At 33.7% G+C, this 18,136-nt stretch carries 25 protein-coding genes and 2 pseudogenes; 26 read left to right on the forward strand and 1 reads right to left on the reverse strand.

Features of this window, described 5'->3' with window-relative positions; translation table 11 throughout:
- Window positions 1–115 precede the first annotated feature (115 nt).
- The 7 genes from ACIGHG_RS12695 (at window position 116) to ACIGHG_RS12725 (ending at window position 6,490) form a co-directional block, all read left to right on the forward strand.
- Window positions 116–1,525, forward strand: a complete 1,410-nt coding sequence (locus ACIGHG_RS12695) for a M60 family metallopeptidase (protein ID WP_396548722.1) — start codon at window positions 116–118, stop codon at window positions 1,523–1,525.
- A 526-nt stretch (window positions 1,526–2,051) separates the two neighbouring features.
- A complete protein-coding gene (locus tag ACIGHG_RS12700; RefSeq protein WP_396548724.1) occupies window positions 2,052–2,435 on the forward strand; it encodes a hypothetical protein in 384 nt (127 codons plus the stop codon).
- A gap of 50 nt (window positions 2,436–2,485) precedes the next feature.
- Window positions 2,486–2,791 (forward strand): WXG100 family type VII secretion target, encoded by a 306-nt coding sequence (locus ACIGHG_RS12705; RefSeq protein ID WP_396548726.1) that lies wholly within the window; start codon window positions 2,486–2,488, stop codon window positions 2,789–2,791.
- Window positions 2,792–2,811: 20 nt separating this feature from the next.
- Window positions 2,812–3,543 (forward strand): DUF5081 family protein, encoded by a 732-nt coding sequence (locus ACIGHG_RS12710; RefSeq protein ID WP_396548728.1) that lies wholly within the window; start codon window positions 2,812–2,814, stop codon window positions 3,541–3,543.
- The gene (locus ACIGHG_RS12715; protein ID WP_396548729.1) at window positions 3,543–3,881 is read left to right on the forward strand and encodes a hypothetical protein; all 339 of its coding nucleotides are present in this window, start codon (window positions 3,543–3,545) and stop codon (window positions 3,879–3,881) included. The genes ACIGHG_RS12710 and ACIGHG_RS12715 overlap by 1 nt, the downstream gene beginning before the upstream one ends.
- A 230-nt stretch (window positions 3,882–4,111) precedes the next feature.
- Window positions 4,112–5,929 (forward strand): hypothetical protein, encoded by a 1,818-nt coding sequence (locus ACIGHG_RS12720; RefSeq protein WP_396548731.1) that lies wholly within the window; start codon window positions 4,112–4,114, stop codon window positions 5,927–5,929.
- Window positions 5,930–5,947: 18 nt separating this feature from the next.
- The gene (locus ACIGHG_RS12725) at window positions 5,948–6,490 is read left to right on the forward strand and encodes a SecY-interacting protein Syd (protein WP_396548733.1); all 543 of its coding nucleotides are present in this window, start codon (window positions 5,948–5,950) and stop codon (window positions 6,488–6,490) included.
- 262 nt (window positions 6,491–6,752) lie between these two features.
- Here the strand turns inward: ACIGHG_RS12725 and ACIGHG_RS12730 are convergent.
- Window positions 6,753–7,005 (reverse strand): annotated as a pseudogene (locus ACIGHG_RS12730) (IS3 family transposase); the annotation flags it as partial.
- Window positions 7,006–7,069: 64 nt separating this feature from the next.
- Here ACIGHG_RS12730 and ACIGHG_RS12735 point away from each other — a divergent pair.
- The 19 genes and pseudogenes from ACIGHG_RS12735 (at window position 7,070) to ACIGHG_RS12830 (ending at window position 18,117) form a co-directional block, all read left to right on the forward strand.
- Window positions 7,070–7,777, forward strand: a complete 708-nt coding sequence (locus tag ACIGHG_RS12735) for a hypothetical protein (RefSeq protein WP_396548735.1) — start codon at window positions 7,070–7,072, stop codon at window positions 7,775–7,777.
- A 21-nt stretch (window positions 7,778–7,798) separates the two neighbouring features.
- Window positions 7,799–8,128, forward strand: coding sequence for a hypothetical protein (locus ACIGHG_RS12740; RefSeq protein WP_396548737.1), 330 nt, complete (start codon window positions 7,799–7,801; stop codon window positions 8,126–8,128).
- 458 nt (window positions 8,129–8,586) lie between these two features.
- On the forward strand, window positions 8,587–8,769 hold the full coding sequence (locus ACIGHG_RS12745) for a hypothetical protein (protein ID WP_396548739.1): 183 nt from the start codon (window positions 8,587–8,589) through the stop codon (window positions 8,767–8,769).
- 12 nt (window positions 8,770–8,781) lie between these two features.
- Window positions 8,782–9,273, forward strand: coding sequence for a hypothetical protein (locus ACIGHG_RS12750; protein ID WP_396548741.1), 492 nt, complete (start codon window positions 8,782–8,784; stop codon window positions 9,271–9,273).
- Window positions 9,274–9,282: 9 nt separating this feature from the next.
- Window positions 9,283–9,684, forward strand: coding sequence for an Imm48 family immunity protein (imm48, locus tag ACIGHG_RS12755; RefSeq protein ID WP_396548743.1), 402 nt, complete (start codon window positions 9,283–9,285; stop codon window positions 9,682–9,684).
- 453 nt (window positions 9,685–10,137) lie between these two features.
- On the forward strand, window positions 10,138–10,293 hold the full coding sequence (locus ACIGHG_RS12760) for a hypothetical protein (protein WP_396548745.1): 156 nt from the start codon (window positions 10,138–10,140) through the stop codon (window positions 10,291–10,293).
- Window positions 10,280–10,624, forward strand: coding sequence for a DUF2185 domain-containing protein (locus ACIGHG_RS12765; RefSeq protein WP_396548747.1), 345 nt, complete (start codon window positions 10,280–10,282; stop codon window positions 10,622–10,624). The genes ACIGHG_RS12760 and ACIGHG_RS12765 overlap by 14 nt, the downstream gene beginning before the upstream one ends.
- A gap of 362 nt (window positions 10,625–10,986) precedes the next feature.
- Entirely contained in the window at window positions 10,987–11,142 is a 156-nt protein-coding gene (locus ACIGHG_RS12770; protein WP_396548749.1) for an HNH endonuclease, read from the forward strand.
- Between the two features lie 89 nt (window positions 11,143–11,231).
- Window positions 11,232–11,720 (forward strand): SMI1/KNR4 family protein, encoded by a 489-nt coding sequence (locus tag ACIGHG_RS12775; RefSeq protein WP_396548751.1) that lies wholly within the window; start codon window positions 11,232–11,234, stop codon window positions 11,718–11,720.
- Window positions 11,721–12,295: 575 nt separating this feature from the next.
- Window positions 12,296–13,270, forward strand: coding sequence for a hypothetical protein (locus ACIGHG_RS12780; protein ID WP_396548753.1), 975 nt, complete (start codon window positions 12,296–12,298; stop codon window positions 13,268–13,270).
- Between the two features lie 16 nt (window positions 13,271–13,286).
- On the forward strand, window positions 13,287–13,742 hold the full coding sequence (locus ACIGHG_RS12785) for a hypothetical protein (protein ID WP_396548755.1): 456 nt from the start codon (window positions 13,287–13,289) through the stop codon (window positions 13,740–13,742).
- A gap of 459 nt (window positions 13,743–14,201) precedes the next feature.
- On the forward strand, window positions 14,202–14,588 hold the full coding sequence (cdiI, locus tag ACIGHG_RS12790; RefSeq protein ID WP_396548757.1) for a ribonuclease toxin immunity protein CdiI: 387 nt from the start codon (window positions 14,202–14,204) through the stop codon (window positions 14,586–14,588).
- Window positions 14,589–14,678: 90 nt separating this feature from the next.
- Window positions 14,679–14,894 carry a hypothetical protein gene (locus ACIGHG_RS12795; RefSeq protein WP_396548759.1) on the forward strand — a complete coding sequence of 72 codons (216 nt, stop codon included), beginning with the start codon at window positions 14,679–14,681 and terminating at the stop codon, window positions 14,892–14,894.
- Window positions 14,895–14,906: 12 nt separating this feature from the next.
- Window positions 14,907–15,356, forward strand: a complete 450-nt coding sequence (locus ACIGHG_RS12800; RefSeq protein WP_396548761.1) for a hypothetical protein — start codon at window positions 14,907–14,909, stop codon at window positions 15,354–15,356.
- 521 nt (window positions 15,357–15,877) lie between these two features.
- Window positions 15,878–16,045 (forward strand): hypothetical protein, encoded by a 168-nt coding sequence (locus tag ACIGHG_RS12805; protein WP_396548763.1) that lies wholly within the window; start codon window positions 15,878–15,880, stop codon window positions 16,043–16,045.
- A gap of 277 nt (window positions 16,046–16,322) precedes the next feature.
- Entirely contained in the window at window positions 16,323–16,784 is a 462-nt protein-coding gene (locus ACIGHG_RS12815) for a hypothetical protein (RefSeq protein ID WP_396548765.1), read from the forward strand.
- Between the two features lie 176 nt (window positions 16,785–16,960).
- Window positions 16,961–17,404 (forward strand): annotated as a pseudogene (locus tag ACIGHG_RS12820) (hypothetical protein); the annotation flags it as partial.
- 3 nt (window positions 17,405–17,407) lie between these two features.
- Window positions 17,408–17,902: a hypothetical protein gene (locus tag ACIGHG_RS12825; RefSeq protein ID WP_396548767.1), complete on the forward strand. Its 495-nt coding sequence runs from the start codon at window positions 17,408–17,410 to the stop codon at window positions 17,900–17,902.
- 122 nt (window positions 17,903–18,024) lie between these two features.
- Window positions 18,025–18,117: a deaminase domain-containing protein gene (locus ACIGHG_RS12830; protein WP_396548878.1), complete on the forward strand. Its 93-nt coding sequence runs from the start codon at window positions 18,025–18,027 to the stop codon at window positions 18,115–18,117.
- Window positions 18,118–18,136 lie beyond the last annotated feature (19 nt).

Genomic DNA, 18,136 nt, shown 5'->3' on the forward strand with positions numbered 1-18,136 from the left:
TGTATAAAATAAGAGAGAAGGAATAAGTAAGTTTAAGAAGTTGCTATAGTAAGAGAAGTGTTTATTGTCTTAGTGAGAAAATCGACGTTTTGTATAAACGTTAGAACGGATTGGAATGAAAGGATTGATTTATTTGAATAGGGGAAAGAATCGTAAATCACAAAAACCAATGAAAGTATTGATGACATCTGCTGTTTTGACAACGACATTATTTACATCTATCAATGTAAATAGTTTGAATGTTCATGCTGAAACTACGCAAACCCAGACGCAATATGAAGAGAAGAAGTTTGAACTTCCAAGTACAGGACATTATATGGGTGAAGCAGCAAGAGAAAGAAGAAGCGAGCAAAGAAACTATACGCCAACAGGAATCTATGTAAAACCGAATGAACAAGTTACAATTGAAGTATCGGGATTATCAGGACTAGATAAGCTTGGAGCAACGATTGGGACAAATGAATATGATAAAGAAGGTGGAAAAGTATTTCGTCTTTCTTCTGGTTCTAACACAATCTCTTCTCCAAACGGTGGTTTATTGGGATTTGATAACTGTGAAGGAAAAGGAACAGTTAAGGTGAAAGTAACACAAGGCGGGAGCCCTGTTCCATTCTTTGAATTAGGGAAGCATACGAAACAAGACTGGATTGCGATGATGGAAAAGTATCCAGATGCACCCGCTGTACAATTGAAATCAAAACGAGCGGTACTTACTGTTACTCGTGATAGTGCGAAAAAATATATTGTGGATCAAGATCCTGTTCCTTTATTAAAAAAATATGATGACATGATTCTAGTACAAGATAAATTATCAGGGCTATCTGAAACAAGTTCTAATCCGTTACATCGCTCAACTCGCCGCCTTTGGAATTTCGTGGAAAACCCTAACAATCCACCTGGCATGTACATGTATGCAGGTCGGGATGGAGTCGTATTTACTACTGCTTATGACGCAATTAAAAGTGCTTTAGATGTAAATGAATTTGGATGGGGACAAATGCATGAAGCAGGGCATACAAGACAACAATACCCTTGGACGTGGGATGGAGTGGTTGAAGTCAATGTTAATATATACTCTTTAGCTGCACAAAAACAATTATTCCCAGGTCAACCAACACGTTTAGAAAAAGAGGGGGATTATGACAGAGCCTTTCAATACTTAAAACAAACAGATAAAGAATATGAAAAGATTGATGACCCGTTTGTGAAAGTCGCTATGTTTTGGCAACTTCATTTAGCATATGGTGAAGATTTCTATCCAAATCTTCACAAACTATATCGAGAGTTACCAAAAGACAAACTTCCAGAAACGAATGAAGATAAAATACAAGCATTTATTTACAATACATCAAAAGTAGCGAGACAAAATGTACTTCCATTTTTTGATCAATGGGGACTGAAAGCATCACCAGAAACGAGAAAAAAAGTAGAAGCTTTAAACTATCCAACATTAACTGCCCCTATATGGGAAGCGACGGATGCGAAACCTGTTAAACCAACAGCCGCGTATGGTCAAAGAAAATAATAAAGGCGAGTGCGTAATCCAGCTCGTAATGTAATCGATAAAAAGCGAACAATTACAAATGTAGCATGTCTCTTAAGACAAGATTGGTCAGAAAAGAAGCTGCTGAAATCAGAAAGAAGATAACTTCCTATTTGTATAGTAGGGAGTGATCTTCTTTTTCTTTTTCAATTACTGATACTGCTTTCGTGTTTTCAATCTTCTTTTATCCCGCATTAACGGGCAGTAAGACTCCCACCTCAAAATTGAGAGAATCGAGGAAGATAGGTGGGGGATGAAAAAACCCCCCACTGATGGAAGTTTCACTTTATCGTCTTACAGAAATTCAATAAGTTTAGATATAACGAACAATTTAATTCATTTCCCTATTCGTAGGTGGTAAGGCTTTCCTTGCTTTCGTAAAAAATGGTAAACATATGAGCATTTTGATAAAATGGCGGTATAACTATTTTTAGAATAAAAAATGGAATTGTGGTTAAAAAAATACAAATCTAGCATGTTGTATGAATAAAAATGAGGAGGTTTAGAAATGCCAGAAACTTTTTTAGATAGTCTTGGTAACTTTTTTCATATAGGTTATACAGACAATGAACGAAAACGTGATCAGTATGACAAATTATATGAATATTTAAAATCTAAGGAAATAGAATTAAGGCAGCATATTGAGAAAGCAGAGTCGGCAAAGAGGGGCTATGAAGCACAAAGCAATAATTTGCCGCTTGGAAAAATTCCAGCTCGAGAGTTTGATGATAAACGTCGAGAAAAAGATGATACGTTATCAAGGCTCATGACTCAATTTCACAGCTCTTTAGATAGTATTACCCATGCAAAAAGTACAGCATATAACAAGTACTTGGAGTATAAAGCAAAAGCAGAGGCAGAAGATCAGGCAGCTGCGGCAGGGAAAAAATAAATGCAAACTATGAATTCGCATTGCATTTTAATAGAAATGGAGGTTTAAACATGAGTGGGAAAGAAGTTGAAATTTCTGGCGATGGAGCAGTAAATGCAATATCCTATGCAGAGCAAATTGAAAATGGTGTAAAACAAGCACTCCAGCAAGCAAAAGACTTGCAAGCGACTGTGACAGGCTCTCATTGGAAAGGTGAGACGCGAGATGCATTTCTATGTTATTTAGAGTTAATTATTAAGTTAAATGCAGATATGGCACACGAACTTGAATATCATACAAAAGTGTTGAAAGAACTTGATACGCATATTCATACATTCTCCGATACAGATGAAGTGCGAATGATTAAAAGACTGTAATCGAAACGAGGGATCAAACGATGCAAAACCATATAGAAAGCTTCAGTCCTTCTGAATTATATGTATTAGCTGGTGCAGCTGGAATTACCTATTTATTTGGCTTGCCAGAGCGTGAAAGACTTATAATGGGTGATGCCGATTGTGTAAAGAAAGCAACCGAAAGTTTAAGGGGAAAAGGACTCATTACGGAAAATGGCGGCCTGACAATGGCTGCATTTCAACTTATTGAATTACTGAAAGCATATCAAGAAAGTCAGGAATATACAAGATTCAATAATTTGCTCGTAGGGTTTTTACCAAAGGACAAAGACCGCGTAGCTGTACTAACGGAAATTAAGCCAAGTGAGGAATATGAACTCCATTACATACCGAAGTGGGATGTATATGCATCATTATTGGAAAGAATTCCATTTCTAATGCGAGAACCAAGAGAGAAAGATACTACGTTTTTAACAAGTAAGATGACGCAGGAAGAACAGGAAACATTTGAAGAAATGGATCTGTCACAAAAAGAACTATTAGCAATAGAAACTTTTCGCAGGCCCGATACAAGAAATGCATTAGAACAAGGGAAATGGGATTGTTTCTTATACTTCACAGAGGGAGACGATTATATCCAAATTGATGTAGATCGGAAACGATATGAGTGGATTAGTCTATATGCTTTAAATAAGAAGATATATGATACGTTAAAAATGCCATATAAGAAGTCGATTGATCCAAAAAGTTTTTCATTAGGAGGAATAAACTAATGCAAGCACAAATGACGGATGGCGGTTCAGGAGGATCTAATGGCGGTTCACAAGTTTTAGTCAATTTCGCCGAAATGGTCGATATCGCAACGCGCCTGCAAAATATTTACAACCTCTATTCTGATGTCGTAGCAAAAAATATTGATAATCTAGCACACTGTGATTTTTATCGACAAGGTGAAGCAACAAGAGTCGTTAAGCAATACAAAGATATATTAGGAAAAACGATGGAACTTGCAGACAACTATCAAATAGCAGCACTCGCCGTAAATTATACATTAGAAGAAATGATAAAAAAGGATGAAGAATTGCAAAGAATCCTAAGTGCTAGCGGTTAATCCGTATATATGTGTATACAAGTTAAAACCAACATAAAACCCCTTGCTTTTTTATAGGAGGACGAGAGGGTCTGGCCATGCATAGGAGCGGTCAGGGCCTTTTCCTGCCACATGCGATGTATTCAAACAAAGGGAGAAAGCAAGTGCAGGTCATGATGTATTTTGTATAGCAGCGACTTATATGTCGAAACATGAAAACAGATTTATATAGAAATGGGGGATGAAAAGAAATGGATGTGCATTATAAGCCAGGTGATTGGCAAAACATGAAAACAGGAATAGACCAAATCACAAAAGAGGCACTAACGGAATTAAATCAAGCTAATAACCTTCTAGAAAGTATAGAAGCAAAAATACATTCTCTAGACGCTGACCGAAGCATTCACTTTCAACATAGCAGTCAACGAGACAAAATCAATAAATTACTTGACGACTATACGACACTAGGAAACTACTGCACAAGAGTAGGTCAAGCTGTATCCAAACACATCGATGAACCCTTCTACAAAGACATGGACAAATTTGCGGGGAAAATGAGAGATCTCTCCATTCAAAAATACTCTACGAAAAATCGAATTGGCTCTACTACTACAACAACGATGCCAAACGCACACGGTTATGGCGCGGCACAAACGATTACGACGAAAAAAGATAAAATAACAGTGGATGATATTTTCAAAGACTCCGTAGCATTTGATAAAGTTCTCCATGCGCAGTATAAAGAAATAAAAGCACAAAATCCAGATGCGGAACTAGATTACGCCGAATACCGAAAGCTTGTCCCATCCATGCGTGGATTCGAATACAAAACGATAGAGGACCAACAAAAAAAGCTGGAAACAGTGCGTGATCTCGCAATAGGAGCAGGACTCTTCGTTTTATCCATCGCCTGTCCGCCAGTCGGAATCACAGCTTCCGTTTTATATGGAGGTATGCAGCTTAAGAGTGCATACGACGGAAAAGACTGGGGAACTGGCAGAAAGCTAAGCAATTCAGAACGAGTAGAGAACGGGATATTCGGAGCGCTCGATGCTATTCCGGTTCTTGGAACAGCGGCAAAAGCGTTAAAATCATTCAAAGGAACGGTCGATCTCGGCTCCCTTGCAAAGCTAACAAAATTAAAAGGTGGAGTACCTAATTTTAACCCGAATTTGGGAAAAAATATGGTACAATCGTTGCATGATAGTAAAAATACATGGCTACGGAACTTGAAAATAAAAGGTTGGAAAGCAGCAGATATACTAAACGCCGGGCATTATAAGGTAAAAGATGACGCTGCTCAGATCATAGATGGTGTAACAGGTGCCGCTGTTAAAGTGGTAGATGGTGTAGCAGGTGGAATTAATGTGGCGAGAAGGGCATTATTCGGTAAATCCCTAGATAATTCCTTAGCCTACGCTCACGCTGCTGATGATGCCGCCGGTGGGGTCAACACAGTTCTTCGTGGAACAGATTTGAGAGGTTCAGTGAAAGCGACTTTTGAAAATAGGAAAGAGTCTATTCAGAGTCGGATTTCGAAGTTGGAAGAGAGTGGTGTTAAGGGTACGGGTAATACAAACCATCCAGTGAGAGTATACCGTGATATCGACGACGCCGTTTTAAATAAAGATTATGAAATAATCACCAGAAAAGGAACATTTGTTACTAAAATAGTAGCGGATGAAAAACTTGTTGTGGATATGCCTTATATAGGTAAAGGGAAGCCAAGTACGAATTCAGAAGGATGGCTTAGAGATAACAAGTATTATTTTAATGAACTGTATAAATTACATCCTGAGTATTTTAGTGATGCTAACATCAAAAATCTTAATAATGGATGGGCTATTGTAAATGATGCAGTTTTTAGAAAACATTTTCCTCAGTATGATATTACCGGGTTAAGAGGAAAACCTTTAGTTCATCACCATATCGGTGGAGGTGGGCAAGCAATGGCTATTCCACAACCTCTACATCCCGGAAGTGGAGGGATTCATAATAATGAGAAACAAATAGGTATATGGGGAAAAGATCAGGAAAATGCTGAACGTCTCCAATTATTTATTAAGTAATTTTACTGGAGGTATAACATGGAAATTAAAAAAGCATTAGAACGTTATTTTAAAGAACTTTTGTATGTTTGGGAGAAGGAATATGGTACATATCCACGAGCACCTTGGGATGAAGATATTGACCCGAAATTATATTTAAGTGACCCAGACGAAGAAGAATATGTGTATTGGAAACCTATTGAAAAAGTTAATTTAGAGGATTTTTCAGAAATCGAAAAAGTACTTGGTTTAAAAATTCATAGTTCTATTAAAGAATACTTTAATTCATATTGGTTTCTAAACTTACAAGGTTTTTATGGTTCACGATTAGTTAATCTTGAACCTGTAGAACCAGGTAAATGTGTATTAGAATTTTTCCAAGCAATGAAACAGTATGAAGAAAATAATGGAAAAGAACTTAGGTGTATTCAAATTGGATTTATCTCACCAGAGGATATGGCTATTTCGGTTGATAATGAAACAGGGCAGGTATTTATAGAAAATTTTGAAACAGAAGAAAATGAATTGCTTGCTAATTCACTTGTTGAATTGATAAATAATTTAAAAGTTGAAATGAATTAAAAAAATAGTTTCCTTGGAATACGATGTTATTTTAGGACCTTTTATATAAGCAATCTATTTTTAATTAAAAATCTAATTATAAGAAGATATCCAAGATTGGTTACAGTGACTTTATAAGGTTACGACTATATATTTTTATACCAAACTTATATTTGCATATGAAAAAGAAAAAGTTAGTCAGTTTAACCGTGATAATTGTTAAGAAGTAAAAGATGTCATAATGTATAATTATGAAGTGAACCCAAAAAGTTAGACACATATTTTAAGCAGCTAATGAGGAATGCGTTCTGTATTGTACAGGACCCATTCCTTTTAATTTTGTTTTAATTCGTTCATTATTGTAGTAGTGAATATATTTTTCTAATTCTAATTTAAAGTATGGAACACTTTAATGAGTCAAAGAAACTTTCGATGACTGCGTTATCTAAACAATTCCCCTTACGAGACATACTTTGTGTAATTTCTTTTTCTTTCAATACATTTTGGTATTGCTTCATTTGATAGTGCCACCCCTGCCGCAATGTTCCGATGCTTTTAAAATGGATCAAGATGATAAATGGTGTAGCAGGTGGAATTAATGTGGCGAAAAGGGTATTATTCGGTAAATACCCAGATAATTCCTTAGACTACGCTCACGCTGCTGATGATGCCGCAGGTGGGGCCGACACAGTTCTTCGTGGAACAGATTTGAGAGGTTCAGTGAAAGCGACTTTTGAAAATAGGAAAGAGGCTATTCATAGTCGGATTTCGAAGTTGGAAGAGAGTGGTGTTAAGGGGAATGGAAGTAAGACAGCTAGCCAGGATAAAACAGCAGAGCAAGTAATAGCAGATAGAACAAAAGGATTAGATTTAAATCCACATCCTATTCAGCAAAAACAATTAAGTGCTAAAAAGAGGAAAGAACTAAGAGCAAAAATAGAGAATAGGACTATTACAAAAGCTGAGTATGAACAATATATATGGGATAAAAAATTTGCTAAACACAGAGCTTCTGGTGTAGACGCTTTCTGGTATCAAGAACGTCAAAGAATATTAAATAATGAAACTCCAACAAGAAACTGGAATCAAGAACAATTAAATGATATTTTGAATGGTAAGAAACCTAAAGTAGATGGAAAAACAGTACAAGGACACCATTCCTACAGTGCTTCACAATATCCGCATTTAGCGAATAAAGGGGAAATTATATATCCAGCTACACCAAGTGAGCATTTTAAAGGTTGGCATGGCCGTAATTGGAAAAATAGCCTACCAGGTAAACCAATTAATCCTATGAATGATTTTTAATCCGTGGAAGGAGACATTTAAATGGCTAAAATGAATGTGCGAATAGAAAAAGATGCTAATGAGGTAAAGTACATCTCTATTTTAAGAAAAAATACTAATAAGAGTATATCTGAAATAAAAGAAACACTTAATAATAATGATTTCATCTTATCGTATAATCTATTAGAGATTGATGAATTGTTAGAAATGAAAAAAATAGTAAGTTCATTATTAGATGCTGGTGCTAAAGTCCATGTATATGAAGATAATAGGGAGGTTAGCATTGAGTTTTTAGATAATCTTATAGAATCTCATTTAGATACAGAAAGGTATCTGGAAGAAGTTGATGAGCAAATGTTTAATGAAGATTAAAACAGCTATTTTGTGAGTTCCTCGGGCACTTACCAAGGACATGCCCAATTTAAAAAGTCAACAGTGACGTGAGAAGAATGTATGAAGTAAACCCAAAAAGTTAGACACATATTTTAAGCAGCTAATGAGGGGGGAGTTCTGTATTGTACGAGGGCACTGAAAAACTCCATCTAGTTCCATTTGGCGAGATATTCGACGATTCAACCGTCGAATATCTCGCCTTTTAATTTATAATAGAGAAACTAAATGCAGGCGGTGTTCCCAATGATTTCAAACCAAGAGACACTCAACTTAAGCCCGTACATGGCCATTTACGATATTGTCATGCCAAAAGATAATATGATTCGTCAAATTAACGAACTATATTTAAGGATATTGATAGTCCACATTTTTTAGCTCATCAAAGTCTAGAAGAATTTTGGAATACTTTTAGAAAAAACGGAGAACGCTTGCGTGAAATGCCTACCGTTTCAGAATATAACGAGGCATTATACGTATCTTTGAAGTCAGTTGTTTTGAGTGATACACAAGCTCAGAAGGCCGTTCAACGAGCAACAGAACAACAATTGTTTTATAAATTAACTGGAGGCAATTTTGTTCCAAGGATTCCTGGTAGAATTAATTTACCAAAACTTAAATAAAGGAGCACTTACATGGAATTAAATACTTCTGTAGTGAAAGCGGTATTGTCTAGTAATTGGTTAAAACATTGTGGAACAGAGAGTAATTTTCCTCAAGGAATTGAGTATACCTATTTATCAAATAAAAAGAAAATGGTTAAGAGTGTGAATGGGATAGAATGGGAAAATATTTGTCTGGAAGAAAGTAATAATTTAACGGGTTATTTAGCAAAGAATGAACCAGAAATATATAATAAAAATTGGAACACCTTAGTTAAAAAAATTAAAGCAGAGGTATTACCAAATATCACTGACAATATTGAAAAACAAATAACGATATTGGGGTTACCAAAAGATATATTACATGCTGTTAAGTTCGATGTAGTAAGTATAATAATGGTACTATCTTATGAAGAATATTATAAGTCAGCATTTTATAACGAAATGCTAAAAATCTATTTAAGTGGGCATATTCCTTGTGGATGGAATGGAAAGTATCCAGAAGGAAATATATTTATATACTAGGGGACAAAAATGACTAATGATGCAGAATATTACAGTGAAGTAAAAAAAATGATTCAGCAGTTTTTAAATACTTCACAATTGGTTCCAGAAATATTAAACGAACAACAAAAGCAAATAATAGCAACATTTTGTTTTGGTATGATAAATGGTTATTCTTTAAAAAATAAAAAGAATGCCATACAAATACAGGGAGCTACAATTGATATATTGATAGAAATGTTCTTCTATTCTCCAGCAGCTAGTGCGGAATTCTGTAATTTTTTAATTGAGTGCACAGATAAATTATTTCATCCAACTATGTATTCTATCATTCATAGAGGAATTCAAGGTTATTATCAATATGAAGAAGCTAAAAATAAAGAGTTGAAAGATAATATTGAGAATGTGATTGAAGTAGTAAAGAATCATTAAAAAATTAAGGGTATTGACTGAGAAAATTTTATCTTAGTTAATGCCCTTTGTGTATAGCACCAATAAAAGAGATTGTAAACTAATCTGGATTAATATAGAAAGTGGGACTTGTACTAAAGTTAGTGATAATTGTGTATAAGCATTGCATCAAAAAATTGTTGAGGGAATAGGTGGATAGAAAACTTTTATCGTCTACAAAAGACGATAAGTGCTTTTGGGCGTTTTAGTATAGAAAAAAAGGTGCATTATAGTTTTATAAGTGCACTAGGTGTTGAATCTTTATTATTATTTTAATAGATGGTAATAGCTATATAATAGTAGAGAAAAAATTGTAAAAGGGATTAAAATAACAACAAACCTAGAATTATTAGTAAAAGGATGAGATAGAGAAATTATTTTCCATTCAAATTTAGTACAATCATTGCGAGACGGAAAAAATATTGGCTTGATCGCATGAGACTAGCAATCCTAAAAGTGGGAAAATCCAGAAATGAAAAAATGTATCAGCTTGGCGGAAAAATGGCCGAGGGTGTGTATAATGCTAAAGAGTATTCTTGGAGAAATGATTTATTAACTATTATTGAGGAGTGTGAATATGAAAGTAAATAATTCTGACTATGGAGGCTTTATTGTTTCTAAGAATGTTGTATCCGGAAAACCAATACGTTATACATTTAGAGAAAAATCAGAAGTTCCTCAATTAAATGGATGGACTATTTACTCTTCAGAAGATGATGAAGAATATGTAAATGATTCTAGTAACTTTCAAGTTTTAGGAGCAGGCTCTATATTAGAAATAGCCGCAATTATGTTAGAACTTTTTGATGCTCCCTATGGAACAGACTTATGTTGGTTGTATAAAGAAGGTGTTCATGTAGGATTTTATGATTTGATAAGTGAAGATGAGAAAGATATTGGTCAAATTGTAAAAGGAAATTGATGTTATTTTGTGATTTCCTCAGGCACTGGCAAAAATACATGCTCAATAAAAGAGGTCAATAGCGACGCTAGGAGAACGTAGTGGTCTGTTGGCTTTTTTTATCGTGTTATTTCATGATAAGAGTTATTCATCATTTTCGTTTAAGTTAATGGCTTCTTTGTTTTTTACGAACTTCATGGATAGCTTTTCCCATGTCTCATTCGATTCGTTGCTTGTAAAGAAATTCTGCAAACCCTCAATAATATTAATTTCATCGGCAATACCATTGATATTATTGTTTGTCTGTTTGATATTTTAGGATTCCCAATATTAAAGGGGATGATGTTAGGTTTACATTAAGGCTAGAAAAAGAGTTTTATGTCATGAAAGATCAAAAACAATTTGAATTGTGTACAAATATACTAAAGAAAGCTATTGAAAAAGGAGAAGTACATAAAAGTGCTTTTAGTGAAGAGCAACTAGCACTTATTGATAGAGGCTTTGGTAAAATTAAAGGACTAACATGGCACCATCATTAAATACCTGGAAAAATGCAGTTAGTAATAGAAAATATACATGGTAAAGTTAGTTGCCTTGGTGGAAATAAATTATGGGGAGATGATATTAGGTGAGTAAAGTAGAGTGGCAATTTGCAGATGAAGCTGTAAGTGAAGATTTTGTAAAAAAAACTGGTAATGACATAGGTGTCAAATTTCCAAAGGATTATATAAAGTGTGTAGCTATAAATAATGGTGCTAATGTTGAACCAGAATTATTTAATGTGAATAATCGTGAAAGAGTATTTGGAACTTTGTTGTCTTTTGATGAAAATAGTGACGAGTATATAGTTGATGTATATAATGACTACAGCGATACATTACCTAAAGAATTAATTCCGTTTGCTTTTGATCCAGCAGGAAATTTAATTTGCTTTGATTATAAAAACCATGAAGAAGATCCAATTGTTGTCTTTTGGGAACATGAAGATGCGTGGGAAAAAGAAGCACTAATGGAAAGTGAAGGGATTACAGCAGAAGAAGCAGAGGAAGTAGCAAGAGAGAATGTATTTTACGTGGCAAGTAACCTCACTGAGTTTTTAAACAAATTGCATGATTAATAGATAGTTAAAATAAAAGGACTGTTCCATAAGTCGGTTTCACTTGCTTATGAAATAGCCCTTTTTTGTTTTAGAAGAAAATTACTTGTTTAACCTGTATTTTAAATAAAAGATTCATATAAGAAAGATGATAGCTAGTTTATGTAAAACAGATCGGCTTAAAGATAAAAATCTGGAATATAGCAGCTGCATTCAAAGGTTTTGAACTAGCTAGAGGCGGTACAATGATAGCGAATCAAAGAAAGGGTTACTATCAATAAGTATCATCTAGAGAGAGGTAAGATTATGGATGATGGGATTAAGGGGGAACATTCACCGTTCTAATCAAAAATGTGGTAAAATAACCCATAAATAGGTGTTTAATATGGATCCACCTGATGGAGGAGAGTCCTGGTCTACAATTCGATTTTATCATATCTGGCGAGAAGACCCCTACCTCAAGCGCGCAACGGTAGGTGGGGGTAGTTCAATAGAGGTGAAACAGATATCAAGATCACTGATATTGGATTCGGTGTTGATGAGTTACAGGTAAAAGACTGGAATAAGAAAATAGATTAATTCATAGGGAGCATGCAATGATAAACCAAAAAAAGTTAGAAATGGCTTTTAGAAGATATAGCAAAAATTTTGTGGATGGAATCAAATTTGAAGATGTTAAAGATGAATATAATGTTAGTAGAAGAGAGATTGAGGAAATCGTTGAGAAAGATGAAACAGAGAAAGATCACATACTATTAATAGATCTAAACAACATTTCCTCATATTACTTGTCACTATGGAAAAACGATGTATTGATCAGCGGTGGAAACAATGCAGAAGGATTAAAGAACGTGCAGAAGGTCTTATTTTACCAGTGTATGGGACAGGATCTCTATACAAGCAGGTATCCAGGGATGTTCTTGGAATATTCGTTTAGCGAAGTCGTCTTCACATTAGTTCATTTTGCAATGTATGGATGGGAGAAAGAAGAAAATATATTATATGATTTTATGGCTCATCACTTCGGTGGACATTTAATAGATGCCAATGAAGAGGATAGACATATTTGGTTTTTGCTAGAGCTGTACTTGCAGTATAAAAATAAAACTATCATGGGAACGAATGAAAAATTGCACCTAGCCGTAATAAATAAGTTGAAGGAAGCTGAACTACGATGCGATTTAATCCCTGAAGACCTGAACATTTATGATGAAGTGCTGGGACGTTGGTCGACTGGGGATTTAGAAGAAATAGAACATCTAATTTCAATAATGTCACAGTATCATTCTGCATTAGCTTCTGAAATCGGACAGTTCGGTGAATTTGGTGATTTCAGATACGGATTTTATCCTTTTGAAATCTTATTCTTAATCCATGTAAGGAAACAACTAGGGTTGCCAGTACCTACTAAATTCGATAATTTTCTGATAAATACTCCAGAAGCGAAAATGGTATTTAGAGAACGTGAGCCATACCCTGAGTGGGATCCCGTGCTTCAGATGGTCGATCAATTTTATCGTAAAAACTACCCAGAATATATTCTTAACAAGCATGGAGAATTATTTCAATAAAAGGGAGGAAGCTAATATGCCGGATAAAGGGATAGCACAGATTATATTTCCTGATAGCAAGGATTTGGAAACGTTTTTGAAAGAGCAAGGAAGTTATGACTTACATGAAGACCTATTAAAATATGGATTGACGACGAAACAGTTTTTATACGTTGACTATAAAGGTGAGCAATACCAAGAAATTGTCAATTTTATTCTTGATTACGAATTTGCCCACCAAATTGAATTAGCAACACAAGAAGAACTCGAGAAACTAGAGGTATTTCATTATGAATTTTTACCTGAAAAGATTAAGGAGGCCAACAAAATACTGTCGCCAAAGGGGTATGGACTATTTGCATATCCAAATTCGGGTGACTTCTTCGCGCTATTCATTGGAAAAATAGAGAATATAACAAAATTGCTGCAAGAAGAAGTGCTGCTCGATGATAGAATCCCTTTTCAAGAAAGGTGTATCAAGTATTATAGATAGCTCTAAGATTGTACGTCTTCAGCCTTGACTCCGGTCAAGGTTTCCTTATAAGTTAATATCAAGATTGTATAGCTATCTAGAATGTGCTATTTTAGCCATGTACGATTGTAATAACGCCATGTGTTACGGTGATCGTTCATGTTCTTGCAAATTTATTTAAAACTTTTCGCATGAACATTAGTCAAAATAATAAAGATGTTTTGAATTTGGAAGGCTTGATACTAGAAATAGAAAAATAAGTTGAGAAATGTGCCTATTTTGTGAGTTACTTGGACACTGACAAAGGTACATGCTTAATAAAGGAAGTCAATGGCGGCATTAGGAGAACATAGTGGCTATTGACTTTCTTTATCTTTACAACTGGGCTAGATGGAAAAAACTTAAAATTTGAAGGTATTATAAATTCAGAAACTAGAGAGATAGAGAATGCTTATCTAGTATTAGGCTGGGTGGATTAATATGAACGTATATGAAGAATTTATTGAGATAATGAAACAGAGAAATTTGAATAAAGAGGCAGTTATTGATGTTTTGAATATATATGTAAATGGACGTAACTTTCTACAACACTTAGAAGGTTTTAAAAGTAAAGAGGGAGAGCGTTGGGAATATAATGGAGTAATTTATTCAGGTGAATATGAACAAGATGATGAGGAGTATTTTGGACAAAATAAAGTTTTATTTTATTCTGGCGATGGTGATGATGACTACGATATTGTGAATTATAATCAATTGTACCAATATTTAAGTGCTACATGTGAATTTTATATAGGAAAAAATCCTGAAAAGAAAGAGATTATTGAAGATTTGTTGATGAAAATCAAAGAAAAATATAATATTAAATAATAGTAAAAGCACTTCTGGATAAATCTAGAAGTGCTTTTTTCTTGAAAACTATAAAAATCATTACAGCAAAAAATTGCAGTAAGGGGAAATATGACTGTTGTGGAGAGAGCTGGTTTAGAGGAAAGAAATATTAAAAAGCACGGTAATCCAATAGGGCCAACAGCTGAAAGTATGTTTAATAAGATAAAAGATTCATACATTGATAAAGAAATTTATAAATCAGATGAACAAATATGGAAAATTATAATTGAAAAATCAATGCAAAAAGATGATGTGATAAATACACTATTAGGATTAGTGCATTAGGAGGGAGAGCTTATGATAATACTGAATAATTACCCTAAGATTGACACATATATTATATTAGAACCTAGTGGATATTCAATAGTTGAAAAAAATAAAGTACAGTTAGTTAGACAAGGCGTGGGAGGATTTAGCGAAGATGGACAGGTAGTTGGTATTTATGTTAAAGATAACAAACTATTTTTTTTCTACAATGGACAATCATTTGAAACATCTGTAGACGATCTAATTTGTACAAATAGTTATATTTCCAAATTGGAAAGATGTTTTAGTGTACAAATGGGGGGACAAAATATATGTAATATAGTTTATGAACCTTTTATTGATCCGGGAATGATATATTATGATGCAGACCCTGAAGAATTTGATACATTGTTATACTTAAGCGGATTAATGAAGAATGAGGATTCTATTAAGAATTTTATGAAGGGTATGGAAATAATTAAAGCACAGAATAAAAGCTAGTGTTTTAGAGAAAGAAAATTACGCTTATAGCAATGTCTACCGATGAATAAAATTTTGTGCATATTTTCTGGGTAAATGTCCTAAATAAATTAGATCTCAGTATTATAGTTTACGATACAATTAGTAGGGGCTTAAAATACAATCAGTAAAACACGAACTAAAAAAATTACATGATTAATAGGTATTCAAAATAAAAGGGTTGTTCCAAAAGTCGGTTTCACTTGCTTATGGAACAGCCCCTTTTGTTGTAGTATAAAAATAGTTTCGATAAAACATTCAAGTAGGTAAAATAATAATTAGATTATTTCAAATTGGCTGGATTAAAAACGGGGAAATCCAGAAATGAAAAAATATATTAGTTTGGCGGAAAAATGGCTCAAGGTATGGAGAATACACTTGCCTTCTTCAACAAGGATCCTGAAATAGTTGGAGACGATGTAGTAGCATGGAAGCAAGGCGGTCCCAGGAAAGGTTACTGAGTGGGTTAATAAACGCCATACAGAGAGTAGAGTAGTAAGTTTATGAATGATAAGATTCAGGGGCTTGAGAATCTAAAAAATACAGAAAACTTTAAGCAAGGGACCAAAGAAAATGCATTAAATCACATTTTTGATGGTGAAATTCTTAAAATGGAAATGCTAATGGTTTTCATTATGAAGGAATGCATAATAGTAATGGTAAAATTGTAGGAAATATTGATCCACCTAATGAGTTTGATGCGTATCATGCAAATATTGAAGTTAGTGAAGTACCAAAAAAATCCAAGTCTACATTTTTTTTTTAGGAATGGGCTCCTCAATAGGTTATTGATGTAATTAATGAAGCATTTAACAATAAAGAGGTCTTTAAGAATAATAAATTTAGGGGAAGTACAGATGCAGGGATGGTAATTGAAATGGTAATTAAGAATAATAAGATTGTTTCAGCTTATCCGTTATACTAGAAAATGGAATGGGGATACATAGTATGGTAAAGTATAGATATTTACTAGATTTTAAAGAAAATTATAATGAAGTAGTATTGGACTTTAGTCAAGAAAACTCTTTGGAATTTGCATATATGATAAGCGATCCATTTGGTTCTGATATATCTTGGAGATTTAATGAATTAAAAAATGATGTAGATAATTATATTGAATTATTAAGAGGACATCTACCCGAATATCGACATGGAGGAAATGCATCTAGCGTTATATCTTATAGAGACATTACAATAATTGAAGACCCTTTTTATGATGAAGAAGATGAAATTGAACCTATCTGTAAATTAGAGACAATTGAATTTGTAAAAATTATATTAGTATGGGCTTATGAAAATTATAAATACAAATGCAAACGTCGGGTGATTGCTCGAGAAGAGGCAGAGATGGTTATGAATTGGATTGAACAAAAAATGATAGAAGTTAAAAGTATAGAAAATAACGATTAAACATAAGAAACACTGAGAAGCTTATTCCTATAAGACCTTAAGGAATAGGCTTTTTTAAACCTAGGAAAGTATATTAAGAATCTTTATAACACTGAAACATTACAACATTCAAGAGAATATATAAACAGATTGCGAATGAAATATAAGTGATTGAGGAGGAGAAAAAATGAGGAAAAAAACATTATCACAATAGGACTAAAGAAGAACTAGACGCTTTATTAGAGTCTGTTGACAGAGATTTTCCAAGACATTATCGTAAATTAGAGGAAATTACGATTAATGTAATATTGAAGCCAGAAGAAGTTATAGAAATTGCTAAAAAATATCATCAAGAACATGAACTGGACAGAACAATTAATTATTATATTATAAATTTACGATTTTACGAGGCTTATACATTCAAAATTGATAAAGAAAATAGAAATAATGACGATGTAAGACCGGCATGGAGAGTATTAGTAGATTTACCGGAAAATCCTTTTCTTATGGAGGACTATACATTGATTGTGTCTGATAAAGATAAAAAAGTGATGGGGATGCTTGATCCAAATGGACATCCAGTATTTAAAGGAAATGAATTTACGGATGAAGATATCAAATATATTATGAAAAACACGTAAGGGGTGAAAAAATTGGGGGATTTAAGCCGAGCAATTAAGCGAATTTCAGCAATCGATTGGAGTCGTATTGGGGAAATAGAAAGGAAATCGAATGTCCAATTGTGCAAAGAGTATTTAAGAAGAACTGCGATATTTTTCCGGACATATCCAGGTAAATGTATTTACCCCTTTATAAGTATTTCTAATTCAATCACATCACCACAAGTAAATATAGAAGGAATTGAATTAATTAATGAAGTGAAGAATAGTTATCAAAAGGCAATAGTTACAAGTTTCCTTGAACTAAATGCACTTATAGATGAGGGAAATCAAATCGCTATTGAAAACAAAGATTTATTTGAGCCAGTAATAAAACTTTATGAACGCGGTGGTTATTTCTATAAGAGAAGTGGCTTTGTAAATGTAGATGGAGTATCGTTTCAATTAAACAATTGGGAGGAATTTGAACCTTCTGACATAAGTGATGAAACTCTGGATAGTTTAGATGAATTTGAGTGAGTTGAGGCATAAGTAAAATAATTTAAAAAGTTATGAAGGAGATAAGAGACTTTGATACTTAGTATAAAATTCTAAATGATATAACTAACAGACTTGGAAATAATACTGAGGCAAAAGGTAAAATAAAGTTATTTACAGAATTAGATACTTGCGATAGTTGTAGTAGGGTAATAGCGGAATTTGCCAAAAATATAGAATTAGAGGTTTATCCATAATAACGGAAACAGATTAAAA

Source organism: Bacillus sp. NPDC077411, assembly GCF_044543425.1.
Lineage (GTDB): Bacteria > Bacillota > Bacilli > Bacillales > Bacillaceae_G > Bacillus_A > Bacillus_A bruguierae.

Bases quoted from the DNA above. Each gene is read 5' to 3' on its own strand.
- ACIGHG_RS12695 (WP_396548722.1), top strand. From the start codon at position 116: ATGAAAGGATTGATTTATTTGAATAGGGGAAAGAATCGTAAATCACAA.
- ACIGHG_RS12700 (WP_396548724.1), top strand. From the start codon at position 2,052: ATGCCAGAAACTTTTTTAGATAGTCTTGGTAACTTTTTTCATATAGGT.
- ACIGHG_RS12705 (WP_396548726.1), top strand. From the start codon at position 2,486: ATGAGTGGGAAAGAAGTTGAAATTTCTGGCGATGGAGCAGTAAATGCA.
- ACIGHG_RS12710 (WP_396548728.1), top strand. From the start codon at position 2,812: ATGCAAAACCATATAGAAAGCTTCAGTCCTTCTGAATTATATGTATTA.
- ACIGHG_RS12715 (WP_396548729.1), top strand. From the start codon at position 3,543: ATGCAAGCACAAATGACGGATGGCGGTTCAGGAGGATCTAATGGCGGT.
- ACIGHG_RS12720 (WP_396548731.1), top strand. From the start codon at position 4,112: ATGGATGTGCATTATAAGCCAGGTGATTGGCAAAACATGAAAACAGGA.
- ACIGHG_RS12725 (WP_396548733.1), top strand. From the start codon at position 5,948: ATGGAAATTAAAAAAGCATTAGAACGTTATTTTAAAGAACTTTTGTAT.
- ACIGHG_RS12740 (WP_396548737.1), top strand. From the start codon at position 7,799: ATGGCTAAAATGAATGTGCGAATAGAAAAAGATGCTAATGAGGTAAAG.
- ACIGHG_RS12745 (WP_396548739.1), top strand. From the start codon at position 8,587: ATGCCTACCGTTTCAGAATATAACGAGGCATTATACGTATCTTTGAAG.
- ACIGHG_RS12750 (WP_396548741.1), top strand. From the start codon at position 8,782: ATGGAATTAAATACTTCTGTAGTGAAAGCGGTATTGTCTAGTAATTGG.
- imm48 (WP_396548743.1), top strand. From the start codon at position 9,283: ATGACTAATGATGCAGAATATTACAGTGAAGTAAAAAAAATGATTCAG.
- ACIGHG_RS12760 (WP_396548745.1), top strand. From the start codon at position 10,138: ATGAGACTAGCAATCCTAAAAGTGGGAAAATCCAGAAATGAAAAAATG.
- ACIGHG_RS12765 (WP_396548747.1), top strand. From the start codon at position 10,280: ATGAAAGTAAATAATTCTGACTATGGAGGCTTTATTGTTTCTAAGAAT.
- ACIGHG_RS12770 (WP_396548749.1), top strand. From the start codon at position 10,987: ATGAAAGATCAAAAACAATTTGAATTGTGTACAAATATACTAAAGAAA.
- ACIGHG_RS12780 (WP_396548753.1), top strand. From the start codon at position 12,296: ATGATAAACCAAAAAAAGTTAGAAATGGCTTTTAGAAGATATAGCAAA.
- ACIGHG_RS12785 (WP_396548755.1), top strand. From the start codon at position 13,287: ATGCCGGATAAAGGGATAGCACAGATTATATTTCCTGATAGCAAGGAT.
- cdiI (WP_396548757.1), top strand. From the start codon at position 14,202: ATGAACGTATATGAAGAATTTATTGAGATAATGAAACAGAGAAATTTG.
- ACIGHG_RS12795 (WP_396548759.1), top strand. From the start codon at position 14,679: ATGACTGTTGTGGAGAGAGCTGGTTTAGAGGAAAGAAATATTAAAAAG.
- ACIGHG_RS12800 (WP_396548761.1), top strand. From the start codon at position 14,907: ATGATAATACTGAATAATTACCCTAAGATTGACACATATATTATATTA.
- ACIGHG_RS12805 (WP_396548763.1), top strand. From the start codon at position 15,878: ATGAATGATAAGATTCAGGGGCTTGAGAATCTAAAAAATACAGAAAAC.
- ACIGHG_RS12815 (WP_396548765.1), top strand. From the start codon at position 16,323: ATGGTAAAGTATAGATATTTACTAGATTTTAAAGAAAATTATAATGAA.